The 13,587-nt window shown below is 65.6% G+C and carries 17 protein-coding genes; 15 read left to right on the top strand and 2 right to left on the bottom strand.

The annotated features are described in order from the left end of the window. The first annotated feature begins 18 nt into the window (after positions 1-18). On the top strand, positions 19-330 hold the full coding sequence (locus ACT17R_RS14905; RefSeq protein ID WP_062900847.1) for a YdeI/OmpD-associated family protein: 312 nt from the start codon (positions 19-21) through the stop codon (positions 328-330). A 53-nt stretch (positions 331-383) separates the two neighbouring features. On the opposite strand, the gene ACT17R_RS14900 is transcribed toward ACT17R_RS14905, so the two are convergent. After that, positions 384-821, bottom strand: a complete 438-nt coding sequence (locus tag ACT17R_RS14900; protein WP_003052658.1) for a VOC family protein — start codon at positions 819-821, stop codon at positions 384-386. A 13-nt stretch (positions 822-834) separates the two neighbouring features. Next, complete coding sequence (locus tag ACT17R_RS14895) at positions 835-1,638, bottom strand: aspartate dehydrogenase (protein ID WP_062900846.1); 804 nt, start codon at positions 1,636-1,638, stop codon at positions 835-837. A gap of 208 nt (positions 1,639-1,846) precedes the next feature. Here ACT17R_RS14895 and ACT17R_RS14890 point away from each other — a divergent pair, with 208 nt between their 5' ends. From ACT17R_RS14890 to dmpG, 14 genes are all read left to right on the top strand, one after another. Beyond that, complete coding sequence (locus ACT17R_RS14890; protein ID WP_444809730.1) at positions 1,847-2,650, top strand: sulfite exporter TauE/SafE family protein; 804 nt, start codon at positions 1,847-1,849, stop codon at positions 2,648-2,650. Positions 2,651-2,766: 116 nt separating this feature from the next. Continuing rightward, the gene (locus ACT17R_RS14885; protein ID WP_062900845.1) at positions 2,767-3,681 is read left to right on the top strand and encodes a fumarylacetoacetate hydrolase family protein; all 915 of its coding nucleotides are present in this window, start codon (positions 2,767-2,769) and stop codon (positions 3,679-3,681) included. Next, a complete protein-coding gene (locus ACT17R_RS14880) occupies positions 3,678-4,730 on the top strand; it encodes an ABC transporter substrate-binding protein (RefSeq protein ID WP_062900844.1) in 1,053 nt (350 codons plus the stop codon). Before ACT17R_RS14885 ends, ACT17R_RS14880 begins: the two co-directional genes overlap by 4 nt. Then, on the top strand, positions 4,727-5,284 hold the full coding sequence (locus tag ACT17R_RS14875) for a VOC family protein (RefSeq protein ID WP_062900843.1): 558 nt from the start codon (positions 4,727-4,729) through the stop codon (positions 5,282-5,284). Before ACT17R_RS14880 ends, ACT17R_RS14875 begins: the two co-directional genes overlap by 4 nt. Next, positions 5,281-6,033 (top strand): ABC transporter permease, encoded by a 753-nt coding sequence (locus ACT17R_RS14870; protein ID WP_062900842.1) that lies wholly within the window; start codon positions 5,281-5,283, stop codon positions 6,031-6,033. The genes ACT17R_RS14875 and ACT17R_RS14870 overlap by 4 nt, the downstream gene beginning before the upstream one ends. Then, entirely contained in the window at positions 6,030-6,779 is a 750-nt protein-coding gene (locus ACT17R_RS14865; RefSeq protein ID WP_062902988.1) for an ABC transporter ATP-binding protein, read from the top strand. The genes ACT17R_RS14870 and ACT17R_RS14865 overlap by 4 nt, the downstream gene beginning before the upstream one ends. Beyond that, positions 6,779-7,606: an alpha/beta fold hydrolase gene (locus ACT17R_RS14860; protein ID WP_444809729.1), complete on the top strand. Its 828-nt coding sequence runs from the start codon at positions 6,779-6,781 to the stop codon at positions 7,604-7,606. Before ACT17R_RS14865 ends, ACT17R_RS14860 begins: the two co-directional genes overlap by 1 nt. Next, positions 7,603-9,075, top strand: coding sequence for a 2-hydroxymuconic semialdehyde dehydrogenase (locus ACT17R_RS14855; RefSeq protein WP_062900840.1), 1,473 nt, complete (start codon positions 7,603-7,605; stop codon positions 9,073-9,075). The genes ACT17R_RS14860 and ACT17R_RS14855 overlap by 4 nt, the downstream gene beginning before the upstream one ends. Positions 9,076-9,084: 9 nt before the next feature. Then, the gene (locus ACT17R_RS14850) at positions 9,085-9,864 is read left to right on the top strand and encodes a 2-keto-4-pentenoate hydratase (protein WP_062900839.1); all 780 of its coding nucleotides are present in this window, start codon (positions 9,085-9,087) and stop codon (positions 9,862-9,864) included. After that, positions 9,861-10,304, top strand: coding sequence for a RidA family protein (locus ACT17R_RS14845; protein WP_062900838.1), 444 nt, complete (start codon positions 9,861-9,863; stop codon positions 10,302-10,304). Before ACT17R_RS14850 ends, ACT17R_RS14845 begins: the two co-directional genes overlap by 4 nt. Before the next feature lie 4 nt (positions 10,305-10,308). Beyond that, complete coding sequence (locus ACT17R_RS14840) at positions 10,309-10,833, top strand: 3-hydroxyanthranilate 3,4-dioxygenase (protein WP_062900837.1); 525 nt, start codon at positions 10,309-10,311, stop codon at positions 10,831-10,833. After that, positions 10,830-11,615 carry a 2-keto-4-pentenoate hydratase gene (locus ACT17R_RS14835; RefSeq protein WP_062900836.1) on the top strand — a complete coding sequence of 262 codons (786 nt, stop codon included), beginning with the start codon at positions 10,830-10,832 and terminating at the stop codon, positions 11,613-11,615. The genes ACT17R_RS14840 and ACT17R_RS14835 overlap by 4 nt, the downstream gene beginning before the upstream one ends. Further along, complete coding sequence (locus ACT17R_RS14830) at positions 11,612-12,553, top strand: acetaldehyde dehydrogenase (acetylating) (RefSeq protein WP_062900835.1); 942 nt, start codon at positions 11,612-11,614, stop codon at positions 12,551-12,553. Before ACT17R_RS14835 ends, ACT17R_RS14830 begins: the two co-directional genes overlap by 4 nt. After that, positions 12,550-13,572 (top strand): 4-hydroxy-2-oxovalerate aldolase, encoded by a 1,023-nt coding sequence (dmpG, locus tag ACT17R_RS14825; RefSeq protein WP_062900834.1) that lies wholly within the window; start codon positions 12,550-12,552, stop codon positions 13,570-13,572. The genes ACT17R_RS14830 and dmpG overlap by 4 nt, the downstream gene beginning before the upstream one ends. Positions 13,573-13,587 lie beyond the last annotated feature (15 nt).

Genomic DNA, 13,587 nt, shown 5'->3' with positions numbered 1-13,587 from the left:
AGCGGAAGGGAAGCTGGCGTGAGCGATGATTTTCTTCAGGGCACCGTGCATGAGGCGGCCGACGATATGCAGGCCGCGATATGCGCCGATCCGGCGGTCTTCGCGCTATGGCAGGGACTGACGCCGCTCGGGCGCAATGAATTCATCTGCTGGGTGGATGATGCGAAACAGGCGGCGACGCGCGCCCGGCGCATCGGCCGCACCGTCGAGGAGTTGCAGGAAGGCAAGAAGCGCCCCTGCTGCTGGGCCGGCTGCATCCACCGCACCGACAAGGCGCCAAGCCGGTGGCAACAGGCGGTGCTGATCGACGGCAAGGCGAAGGCGCGCTAGGCGGAGCCGCAAGCGACGCGCATTGCGCCGCCACTAGCCCGCCGCCGCGCTCCCTAGCTGGCGCTTTTGAAGCTTTCGGTGCCGGCCCAGCCGCGTTCGGACACGTCCACCATCACATTCTCCGGCCCCGTCATCTTATATTCGGCATTGTCCTTGGCGGGGTTTTTGCCGAGGCCTTGCGCCAGATTGACGTCGTGGCGCGGCGCGTAGCCCGAATTTTCGAAGCGTTCGACCACTTCGGCGATATCGTCGCACTGGAAACCGATGTGGTGCAGCCCGGTATAGCCTTCGGGAAATTCCATTCCCGCGGCGGGGCGGTTCTTGAAACACAGCAGCGCGATGTTGATGTGGCCGTCGGTGACATAATAGCCGCGCGCGTTGCGGCTATCGATCTTGCCCGCGACGGTCCAGCCGAGGACTTCGGTGAAGAAGCCGACCGAATTGTCGGGGTCGGCCGAGGCGATTGCCACATGGCGGAGGCGCGTGGTCATCGGGGAAACCTTTCTATGTTCCGATACGAATGGGGCTGACGAGATCGTGCAACGCCGCGACGATGCTCTGTGCGGTGATGCGGCCGGTGCCGGGATTTTCGTCGGTGGGGATATTCTCGATCGCGAGTTCGAAGCGCGCGCTATCCGAATCGACGACGATGCGGTGCGTGTTGCGCGTAAGGGCCGGGTCGGCCCAGATTTCGAGCCGCGTCTGGTCGGGGCCTGTCCCGGCTAGGCCCAATGCAGCGGCGACATTGACGTTGGCCGGAAAGGCGATGGCGCCCTCGCGCGCGCTGCCTTCGAATATCTTCAGCGGTTCGTCGATTTCAGTGAGATCGATGCCGTTGTGCACGACATGGTCGGCCTTGATGAGTGATTTGACCGGTTTGCGCGTCACCATTGTCACCGAATTGATATGGCCGATCGCCGCCGCGCGCACCGCATCAAGGCCCAGCAACGCGCCGGTCGCAAGGATGATGCGGCCGCCATGGTCGCGTGCGAACTCGGCCGCCCCGGGCCATTGCATCAACGCCGCGCCGCTGACCGTAACCAGCGTCTTGCCTGCGCATAGCGTCGCTTCGGCGATGTCGCGGAACGCCGCGGTCGGCGCGCTGTCGACGATGACATCGGACAAGGCGACGAGTTCAGCGGTATCGACGACGGGAACCGGCCGTGCGAGCTGTGCCATGGCGACTTCGGCGCGAGCGCGATCGCCTGCCGATACCGCGGCAAGCGCCAGCGGCAGATCGCTATTCTCTATATGGCGCGCGACGACGCGGCCGATGGTGCCGAACCCGGCGATGCCAATGCGTTTCATGATCCTGCGCTAAGGGGGCATTGCTATATACGATAATATCGATTTCCCGTTTCGCTATCTGCGAACGGCTATAAAGGTGCTTGCGCCACTGCTATCTATTTTTGATTATAGATAGGCGCATTTTCTATCTTTGACTGCATATCGTCTGCCCCGCACAAGCAGGATCGAACTGTTGGGGGAGGCCATGCAGGCGCTTTTGAATCCGGATATGGCGATGCTTGCGGCGATGATGCTGTTGACCGGCGCGGTCGGCGGCGTGATCGCGGGGATGCTGGGCGTCGGCGGCGGGATCGTGATCGTCCCGGTACTCGACCTCGTGCTCGCGGCGCTGGGCATAGATTCCTCCGTGCGCATGCATGTCGCCGTCGCGACCTCGCTTGCGACGATCATCCCCACCGCTATCTCCTCATCGCGCGCGCACGAAGCCAAGGGCGCGGTCGATCATGACCAGCTCAGGCGCTGGGGCGTCGCGATCTTCCTCGGAGCGATCGCGGGCGTGCTGCTCGCGAGCCGCGTCAGTGGCGACGTGCTGTCGGCGGTGTTCGGCATCGTCGCTTTGCTCGTCGCGGTGAAGATGCTGCTCCCGCTGGAGGGCAAGCATATTGCCGAGACGATGCCGGACGGCGTGGTCGGGCAGGCGATTCCCTTCGCGATCGGCGGCATTTCCAGCATGATGGGTATCGGCGGCGGTACGCTCAGCGTGCCTGTGATGACCTTGTTCAACGTGCCCATTCACCGTGCGGTGGGCACCGCGGCGCTGTTCGGGTTACTGATCAGCGCGCCCGCCGCGGTTGCCTTCGTCGTTACCGGCTGGCACGTCGAAGGCCTGCCGCCGGGCAGTCTCGGCTATGTCAACCTGATCGGCCTCGCCGTCATCGGCCCCGCCACCTTCCTCACCGCGCCGTGGGGCGCCCGCATCGCGCATGCGCTCTCCAAACGCCAGCTCAGCATCCTGTTCGGCCTCTTCCTCACCGTCGTTGCGGTGCGGATGCTGATCCGGGCGTTCGGGTGAGGGCGGCATGGCCTGCGCTCGAACGCCGCACCGTGCTGGCTGCAATCGGCTCCGTCCTGGCCCTCGGTCGCACCGCCCCCGGTTTTGCCCGCAATTTTACAAAGGATGATCGACGCATGACCCGCTTTGCTCTTGCCACCCGCGCCACACCGGACGGTGACCGCCCGACGATCCGGGTCGGCAACGCTTTTCATGATCTGCACGATGCGGCGTCAATGCACGGCTTTGCCGCGGTGGCGGGCGATATGACCACGATCATCCGCGACTGGGATGCCCGCCGCGAAGGGCTGTTCGCGCTCGCCCGCGCTTTGGAAGGTGCAGCGGCTTCCGTAGAAACGCCCGCGCTTGCAGCACCGTTCGAACCGCGGCGCATCTTCGCCGCCGCCTCGAACTTCATCGAACATGCCCAAGAAATGCAGACCAAGCTCGCCGCCAAGGCCGAGAGCGAACCCTATATCTTCCTGAAGACCGTCGAAAGCGTCGTCGGCCCGAACGAAACGGTCGTCGTCCCGCCGCAGGTTTCGCGCCCCGACTGGGAGGTCGAACTCGGCGTCGTACTCGGCCGCGCAGGCAAGAATGTCGCCGCCGCCGATGCGCATGACCTGATCGCGGGCTATACGATCGTCAACGACGTTTCGGCGCGCGACCGCACCCGGCGCAGCGACTTTCCCTTCTCGCACGACTGGTTCCGCGGCAAGAGCTTCGACAGCTTCACGCCGCTCGGCCCGGTCTTCGTGCCGCGCGACTGCCTCGGTGATCCGCACGACATCCGCTTGGGCCTCAAGATCAATGGCGAGGCGATGCAGGACGGCAACACGTCGGAGATGATCTTCAACATCTACGAACAGATCGCCTATCTCTCGACGATCCTTGAACTCAAGGCCGGCGACCTGATCGCCTCGGGAACCCCCGCCGGGGTCGGCATGGGGCGCGGCGTCTTCCTGAAGGACGGCGATGTCATGGACGCTTGGGTCGAAGGGATCGGCGATCTCCGTAATCCCGTCTCGGCACCGCATTTGCCGCGCGCATGACGCAAAGCACCGCCTTTTCGCGCCGCGCGCTGATTGCGCCGCTGCTCGTCGTCGCAGCGATCGCCGCGTTGACCTTGTGGAGCGCGTTCGGCGGCAACGCGCCGCAGGCCGCGAAGCAGGCGGACGGCGCGCGAACCGTGCGCTTCAACATGGCGTGGCTGCCGCAGGGCAGCATGGCGGGCATTTTCGTCGCAATCGACAAAGGCTATTTCGCCGATGCCGGACTCAACGTCGAACCGGTGCGCGGTTTCGGCGGCATGCGAACCGCGAACGAGCTCGACCAGGGCATGTTCGAATTCGCCTATATCGACCCGCTGTCGGTCGCGCTCAGCCGCGCCAAGGGCGGCAAGGTCCGGATGATCGGCGGCATCAACATGCGGCTTCCTGCCGGCGCTTGTTTCGTCAAGGAACGCCATCGCATCTCTGCCCCCGCCGACCTTGCCGGTCTGCGTTTCGGCGCCGGGCAAAGCTCGATGATACAGGCGCTGCTCCCGGCGTGGCTCAAGGATAATGGCGTCGACCCGGCGCGCGTCGAGCAGATCCAGCTCGACCCGGCGATCGTCGTCTCTTCGCTCGTCGAGGGGCGGATCGATGCCGCCGAATGCTGGCTCGGCAATTCGATGGCACTGTTCGACAAGGCGGCGAAGGCGAAGGCGGTGACGATCGGGCGCATCGCCTATGCCGACTTCGGGCTCGACGTTTACGGCAGCGGTTTCGCGACGCAGGACGCGCTGATCGAAAAGCAGCCCGATCTCGTGCGCGCCTTCCTGAAGGCCGCCTATCGCGGCTATGCCGACGCCGCGCGCGATCCGAAGGGCGCGCTCGCGATCATCCGCAAATCCTATCCCTTGCTCGACGAGGCGGTGACCAAACGCCAGATCCGCGAGACTGCCGACCTGATGGCGGCCGAGGGCGGTTCGCATCGCCTGACGCCCGAAAAGGTCGCGCGCACCGTCACCTATCTGCAGGCGAGCGGCCAGCTTCGGGGCTTTGACCAGACGCCGCAGCTCTTCACCAACGTCTTCGTTCCGATGGGGAATCAGCCATGACCGATCCCGCTTCCTACCGCCCGCGCCCGACGCGGCTCGGCCACCTCGTGCTCAAGGTGCGCGACATCGACCGGAGCCTCGCTTTCTATACCGAGGTCGTCGGGCTCAGCGTGTCCGACTGGATCGACCATCATATGGTATTCCTGCGCGCGGGCGAGGATCATCACGACCTCGCGCTGCTCCAACTGCCGCCGGGGCACAGCGCGATCCCCGAAGGCCATTATCCCGCGGTCGAGCATTTCTCCTACCGCCTCGAAACGATCGAGGAGATGGAACAGGTCGCCGAGATGCTCGTCGCGCGCGCCATCCCGATCGACCGCGGCATCGGCAAGCATGGCCCGGGGGCGAACAGCTTCCTCGTCTTCCGCGACCCCGACGGCAACAATGTCGAATTCTACACCGACATGACGCAGATCACCGCCGACAGCCCCTATGAACCCTCGGTTTGGGACGGGAAGGACCTCGAAACCTTCGACCGCTGGCACCTTGATCGCTTCCTCGTACCGCCACCAGCGCGCATCGTCGCCTTGCTGGGCAAGGACGGCGACGCGTGAGCAGGTGGTTCAATCGCGACGCCGCGATCAGCATCGCCTTCTTTGCGGCGCTCGGCCTCGCATGGGAATATGGCGTCCGCTGGTCGGGGGTACAGTCCTACCTGCTGCCGCCGCCGACCGCGATCCTCGGCGAGCTTTGGCAGTCGCGCGGGCCGATCCTGTCGCAGAGCCTCGTCACGCTGACCGAGGTGTTCTGGGGCTTCATCATCGCGGTCGCGCTCGGCGTCCCAATCGCGGCGCTAATCTATTTCTCGCGTACCGCGAAAAGCACGGTCTATCCGCTGTTCGTTGCGTTGCAGAGCATTCCCAAGATCGGGCTCGCGCCGCTGATCGTCGTCTGGTTCGGCTACGGCCTCGCGTCGAAGCTGATCATGGCGTTCCTCTTCGCCTTCTTCCCGATCATCATCGCGACGCTCGGCGGACTGGCGAGCACGCCCGCGCATCTCGAAGAGCATTTCCGCGCACTCCGTGCCTCGCCGATCCAAAGCTTCTGGCGGCTGCGCGTGCCCGCCGCCTTGCCGAGCTTCCTCGACGGCTGCAAGGTCGCGATGCCGCTTGCGGTGATCGGCGCCGTGGTGGGCGAGTTCGTCGGATCGAACGACGGCCTCGGCAACCTCATCCTCACTGCCTCGGGTTCGGGGCATACGACATTGACCTTCGCGGCGCTGATCGCCGTGACGATCCTGTCGCTCCTCCTATTCTACGGCGTCGCCTATTGGGAACGCTTCATCTGGTGGCGCGCGGCATGAGCGCGGTGATCTCCATGGCCGGCGCCGGCAAGGCATTCGATGGCCGCAACGTGCTGACCAATGTCAGCGCCGAAATCGGCACGGCCGAATTCGTCTCGGTGCTCGGGCCTTCGGGCTGCGGCAAGAGCACACTTCTGCGCCTGATCGCCGGGCTCGAGCCCTTCGACGACGGCGGTATATTGTTCAACGGCGCGGTGGTGCAGGCCCCGTCGCCCGATATGGGCTTCGTCTTCCAGACCTCGAACCTGCTGCCCTGGCTCAATGTCCGCGACAATCTGCTGCTCGGGGTCGATCTCGACCCGGCGGCGAAACGTCCCGACGCGGCGGCGCTGGCCGAACTGGTGGAGACGCTGGGGCTGACAGGCTTCGAGGACAGCCATCCGCACCAGCTTTCGGGCGGGATGCGCCACCGCGTCGCGATCGGTCAGGCGCTCGCCCGCGGACCGCAGGTGCTGCTGATGGACGAGCCCTTCGGCGCGCTCGACGCGTTGACCCGCGACCGGCTCAATATGGAGCTGCTGCGCATCTGGCAGCGCGACCGCAAGACGGTGCTGCTCGTCACTCACAGCATTTCGGAAGCCGTACTGCTCTCCGACCGCGTGCTGGTGATGTCGGAGCGGCCGGGGACGATTATCGAGGATGTCCGCATCGACCTGCCGCGTCCGCGCGATCCGAGCATGACGCGCGAGGATCCGGCGTTCGGCGATTATGTCGTGCGGCTCAGCAAATTGATGGGAGTATCGTGATGGACAGCGGTATGCTGGCGACGGCGGGTGCCGAAATATACTGGCAGGCGCTTGGGGAGGGTCCCGCGGTCGTACTTGCGCACGGCATCGGCGGCAATCATGCGATCTGGTATCGCCAGATCGATGCGCTCTCGCGCTCGAACCGCGTTATCACCTTCGATCACCGCGGTTTCGGCCTGTCGCGCGACCTCGACGGGCGCGGACGCGATGCTTTCGTCGAAGACCTGACCGCGCTGCTCGACCATCTGGGGGAAACGAAGGTGGCGCTCGTCGGTCAGTCGATGGGCGCCGGCACCTGCATCGGTTTCGCGCACCGCGCGCCCGAGCGTGTTGCCGCGCTTGCCATCTGCGACAGCCTGCACGGGATCGCCGAAAGCGCCGAGATCAGGACGATCATGGACGCCGCGCGCGCGAACACCGCCGACCTCGCGCAGATCGAGCGCGTGCTTGGTGCCAATGCGCCGCGCGAGCTGGCGGCGCTCTATCGCCAGATCGCAAGCTTCAACATCGCCGATCGCCACAATCTGGCGGGCCGCTTCGACGCGCGTCCCGCGGCCGATCTCGGGGGTAAGGGGTTCCCGATTCTCTTCCTTTGCGGGGTCGAGGATCGGCTTTTTCCGATCGAGGCGGTGCGCGTCGCGCAGGCCGAGGTTGCGGGTTCCTTCCTCGTCGAGATCAACGACGCGGGCCATTCGGCCTTTCTCGAAGCACCAACACAGTTCAACGACACGATCCTGTCGCTGCTCCAGATGGCAGGCCATGTCGGCAAGGCTGGTGCGGCGCACAGCAATGCGGCGGGCTATGTTGCGGTCGGAGGGGCGGCATGAGCGCCTATCCTTTTGCTGAACGCCCAGTGCTGAATTATGTCGATGGCGCTTTCGTCGAGGGCGAAGGCTGGTTCGACAATGTGAACCCGGTCGATGGCAGCGTCGCGGCGCGCGTCTCGCAGGCGAGCCGCGATCTGGTCGATCGCGCCGTCGCAGCCGGGCGCGCCGCGCTCAAGGGACCGTGGGGCAAGATGTCGCAGGCCGAGCGTTGCAAGCTGCTCGTCCGCATCGCCGAGGGGATCGAAGCACGCTTCGAAGAATTCGCGGCCGCTGAGATCGCCGACACGGGCAAGTCGCTGCATCAGGCGCGGACGATCGACATTCCGCGCGGCGCCGCCAATTTTCGCGCCTTCGCCGCACTCGCCGAGGCGCGCGCGATGCCGAGTTTTCGTACCGACCTCGCCGACGGGCGCAGTGCAATCAACTATGCGATCGCGCGGCCGTTGGGGGTCGTCGCGATCGTTTCGCCGTGGAACCTGCCGCTGCTGCTGATGACGTGGAAGGTCGCGCCCGCGCTCGCCTGCGGCAACGTCGTCGTCGTCAAGCCGAGCGAGGAAACGCCCTCGACCGCGACCCTGCTCGCCGAGGTAATGGATGCGGCGGGAGTGCCGCCGGGGGTGTTCAACCTCGTCCACGGCTTCGGCGCCGACTCCACCGGCGAATGGCTGACCGCCAACCCCGATATCGACGCGATCACCTTCACCGGCGAATCGGCGACCGGCGGCGCGATCATGCGCGTTGCCGCGGCCGGGGTGAAACCCGTGTCGTTCGAGCTCGGCGGCAAGAATGCTGCGATCGTCTTCGCCGACTGCGATTTCGACGAGGCGGTCGCGGGGACGGTGCGCTCGGTCTTCTCGAACTGCGGACAGGTGTGCCTGTGCACCGAGCGCATCTATGTAGAGCGGCCGATCTTCGACCGCTTCGTCGCCGCGCTCGCCGAACGCGCGAAGGCGCTGACCGTCGGCGATCCGTGGTCGGGTGCCGACATGGGGCCGCTGATCTCGCATGGCCACCGCGAGAAGGTGCTGTCCTATTATGCGCTCGCGCGCGAAGAAGGCGCGACGGTCGTGACAGGCGGCGGCGTTCCCGAACTCGATGGTGCACTCGCGGGCGGCGCCTTCGTGCAGCCGACGATCCTGACCGGTCTCGCCGACGATGCGCGCTGCGTGCGCGAGGAGATTTTCGGCCCCGTCTGCCACATCGCGCCTTTCGACAGCGAGGAAGAGGCGATCGAACGCGCCAACGATACCGATTATGGCCTTGCCGCGGCGATCTGGACGCGCGACGTCGGTCGTGCGCACCGCGTTGCGGCACAGATGGAAGCGGGCATCGTCTGGGTCAACGAATGGTTCCTGCGCGACCTTCGTACGCCCTTCGGCGGTATGAAGCTGTCGGGCATCGGCCGCGAAGGCGGCGAACATTCGCTGAATTTCTATTCCGAACCGACCAATATCTGCGTGAAGCTGTAAGAGGATCTCATGGCCGACATTGCCGCCATCGCCGCAAGGCTCGACACCGCCGCCCGCGAGGCCAAGGCGATCCCGCAGATCACGGGGGAGGCGGGCGATCTGCCGCTCGCCGACGCCTATGCCATCCAGCGCGCCGCGATCGATCATCGCCTCGCGCGCGGCGCGACGCTGGTTGGCGTCAAGATGGGCTTCACCAGCGAAGCCAAGATGGCGCAGATGGGGCTCAAGGACCAGATCTGGGGCCGGCTGACCTCCGACATGGTCGTCGTCAACGGCTCCACGATCGAGCGCGCACGCTTCATCCACCCGCGCGTCGAGCCCGAGGTCGCTGTGCTACTGAAGGCGCCGCTCGCGGGCGAGGTCACGCGTGCGGAAGCGCTCGCGGCGGTCGATGCGGTCGCCGCAGCGCTCGAGATCATCGACAGCCGCTACGAGAATTTCCGCTTCGCGCTCGGCGACGTGATCGCCGACAATGCGTCGTCGTCGGCCTTCGTCACCGGGCCGTGGCTTGCCGCCCATACCGACGTGTCGGACGTCGCGATGACGATGCGCGTCGATGGCGAGGTTGTGGAGACGGGGACGAGCGCGGCGATCCTCGGCGATCCGATCCGCTCGCTCGTCGCCGCGGCGCGGCTTGCGGGGGCGGCGGGGCTGGTGCTTAAGCCGGGCTGGACCATAATGCTCGGCGGCGCGACCGCCGCGGCCGCGATTGGCGTTGCGCGCAGCGTGTCGCTCGACGCCGGTCATCTCGGCCGCGTCGGCTTCACGATCAAGGGAGGGGCGGCATGAGCGAGAACGCCGAAAATAGAGGGGGCAGGGTGATCCCTGGCAAGGCGCGCCCGCGTGGCCGCTTTCCGCATTATCGCCGCGCCGGCGATTTCGTCTTCGTCTCGGGCACCAGTTCGCGCCGCGCCGACAACAGCTTTGCAGGCGCTTCGGCTGACGAATATGGCACGGTCACCCTCGACATCGCGCAGCAGACGCGCGCGGTGATCGAGAATATCGGCGCGATCCTTGCCGACGCGGGCGGCTCGCTAGCCGACGTCGTCGACGTAACGAGTTTCCTCGTCAGCATGAACGATTTCGGCGGCTATAACGCTGTCTATGCCGAATATTTCGACGAAGCCGGTCCCGCGCGGACGACCGTCGCGGTCCACCAGCTTCCCCACCCGCATCTGCTGATCGAGATCAAGGCTACCGCCTTCATCCCGCGCGCGCCCAAAGGATGACGCCATGCTGACCTATGGACTGCCCTTCAACTTTCGCGAATGGATCGAAGATCATCGCGAGGTGCTGCAACCTCCGGTCGGCAATGCGCAGATCTGGGAGGATGCCGACTTCATCGTCACCGTCGTCGGCGGTCCGAACCAGCGCACGGACTATCACGTCGATCCACTCGAGGAGTTTTTCTACCAGATCGAGGGCGACATGAACCTGCGCCTGTGGACCGATGACGGACCGAAGGACATGCCGATCCGCGAAGGCGACATTTTCCTGTTGCCGCCGAACGTCCCGCACTCGCCGCAGCGCCCCGTCGCGGCCAGCGTCGGCCTCGTTATCGAACGCAAGCGCCCCGACGGGTTGATCGACGCCTTCCAATGGTATTGCGACGATTGCGGCCATATCGTCCATCGCGTCGAGGTGCAGCTCCAGAGCATCGTCCGCGATCTGCCGCCCTTGTTCGAAGCCTTCTACGCCAGCGAGGAACTGCGCACCTGCGGCCACTGCGGCGCCGTCCATCCGGGCAAGGCGCGATGACGGCAACCCACGAAGCCGTCGCCCGTCGCCTGCGCGATGCTTATGGGGGCGGGGTTGTTCCGCCGCTCCGCGATGCGCTGGAACCGATCGATGTCCAGGGCGCCTATGCGGTGCAGACGATCAACACGCGCTTCTGGGAAGCGCAGGGCCGGCGGATTGTCGGGCGCAAGGCGGGGCTGACCGCGAAGGCGGTGCAGGCGCAACTCGGCGTCGACCAGCCCGACTTCGGCGTCCTGTTCGACGACATGCGCGTCGCCGATGGCGGACGCCTCGATCCGGCACGGACGATCCAGCCGAAGGCCGAGGCCGAGATCGCCTTCATCCTTGGCGGCGACCTGTCCGATCCCGATACGACCACCGAACAGGTCGCGGCGGCGGTCGCGAGCGTTCACGCGGCGATCGAGATCGTCGACAGCCGAATCGCCGACTGGAAAATCACCTTCGCCGACACCGTTGCCGACAATGGCTCCTCGGCCTTCTTCGTGCTGGCCGACGAGGGATCGCCGCTCGCCGGACTCGACCTCGAAGGCGCCGCAATGGAGATGACCGTCAATGGCGCGGTCGCATCGACCGGCGTCGGCGCGGCCGCGCTCGGCAACCCGCTCAACGCCGCCGCCTGGCTCGCGCAGACGCTCGCGAGTCGCGGCGAGCCGCTGAAGGCGGGCGATATCCTGCTCGCGGGTGCGCTCGGGCCGATGGTCGCGCTGACCTCCGGCGATCAGGTCGAGGCGCGCATCGCCGGCATCGGCACTTGCAGCTTCACCTATGGAGCCGGACAATGACGAAGACCAAAGTCGCGATCATCGGGTCGGGCAACATCGGCACCGATCTGATGATCAAGATCATGCGCCTGTCGGACGTGCTCGAAATGGGCGCTTTCGTCGGCATCGACCCCGAATCTGATGGTCTCAAGCGCGCAGAACGCCTCGGCATTCCGGTCACCGCCGAAGGACTCGATGGCCTGATCGCGCTGCCGGGATTCGCCGATATCGCAATCGTTTTCGATGCAACCTCGGCGGGCGCCCATAAGCACCATAGCGAGGCACTGATCGCCCACGGCAAGCGCGTCGTTGACCTGACACCGGCGGCGATCGGTCCCTATACGATCCCGCCGGTCAACGGGGTCGCGCACCTCGATGCCGATAACGTCAACATGGTAACCTGCGGCGGGCAGGCGACGATCCCGATCGTCGCGGCCGTGAACCGCGTCGCCAAGGTGCATTATGGCGAGATTGTCGCCTCGATCGCGTCGAAAAGCGCCGGCCCCGGCACGCGCGCCAATATCGACGAGTTCACCGAAACGACGAGCGAGGCGATCGTAAAGGTTGGCGGTGCGACGCGCGGCAAGGCGATCATCGTCCTCAACCCCGCCGAGCCGCCGCTGATCATGCGCGATACCGTCTATTGCCTGTGCGACGACGGCGACCGTGCGGCGATCCGCCAGTCGGTCGAGGACATGGTCGCCGAAGTACAGACCTATGTCCCCGGCTATCGCCTCAAGCAGGCGGTCCAGTTCGAAAGCATCGGCGGCAATGCGCCCTTACGCATTCCCGAAATGGGCGGCAGCTTCACCGGCCTGAAGGTCAGCGTCTTCCTCGAGGTCGAAGGCGCGGCGCATTATCTGCCGGCCTATGCGGGCAATCTCGACATCATGACCTCGGCGGCACTCAAGACCGCCGAGAAGATCGCGCTCCGCATGAACGAAGGAGTGGCCGCATGAGCTTCGACCCGACCACGACCAAACTCTATATCCAGGACGTCACCCTTCGCGACGGAATGCACGCGATCCGCCACCAATATGGGCTCGACCATGTCGGCGCGATCGCGAAAGCGCTCGACGCCGCAAAGGTCGATGCGATCGAAGTGTCGCACGGCGATGGTCTGCAGGGATCGAGCTTCAACTATGGCTTCGGCGCCCACACCGACTGGGACTGGATCGGCGCAGTTGCCGAGGTGCTCGAGCATAGTGTGCTGACGACGCTGCTGCTGCCGGGCATCGGCACGGTTCACGACCTCAAGCGTGCATACGACCTTGGCGTTCGCTCGGTGCGGATCGCGACCCACTGCACCGAGGCCGACGTCGCGAAACAGCATATCGAGGCGGCGCGGGGGCTGGGTATGGACGTATCCGGCTTCCTGATGATGAGCCACATGTCGGAGCCCGACGCGCTCGCGAACCAGGCGAAGCTGATGGAGGATTATGGCGCACATTGCGTCTATGTCACCGACAGCGGCGGCGCGCTGACGATGGACGGTTATGCAGCGCGCCTCGCCGCCTACGACCGCGTCCTCAAGCCCGAGACGCAGCGCGGGGTCCACGCGCACCACAATCTCAGCCTCGGCGTCGCGAACAGCATCGTCGCGGTGCAGAATGGTGCGATCCGCGTCGACGCCAGCCTCGCCGGCATGGGGGCAGGGGCGGGCAATGCGCCGCTCGAAGTCTTCATCGCCGCCGCCGATGTATATGGCTGGAACCATGGCTGCGACCTGTTCGCACTGATGGATGCGGCCGAGGAACTGGTGCGCCCGCTGCAGGACCGCCCGGTGCGCGTCGATCGCGAGACACTGACGCTCGGCTATGCGGGGGTTTACTCCAGCTTCCTCCGACATGCCGAAAAAGCGGCGGCCGAGCACGGCCTCGATACGCGCGCGATCCTCGTCGAACTCGGCCGCCGCAAGATGGTCGGCGGACAGGAAGACATGATCGTCGATGTCGCGCTCGACATGGCGAAGCAATAGGCGCCGGTCGCCGAA

This window comes from Sphingopyxis sp. Q841 (genome assembly GCF_052384365.1).
Taxonomy (GTDB): Bacteria; Pseudomonadota; Alphaproteobacteria; order Sphingomonadales; family Sphingomonadaceae; genus Sphingopyxis; species Sphingopyxis terrae_A.
The sequence above is the reverse complement of the archived record's forward strand: the minus strand, read 5'-3'. Positions and strand labels throughout refer to the sequence as shown.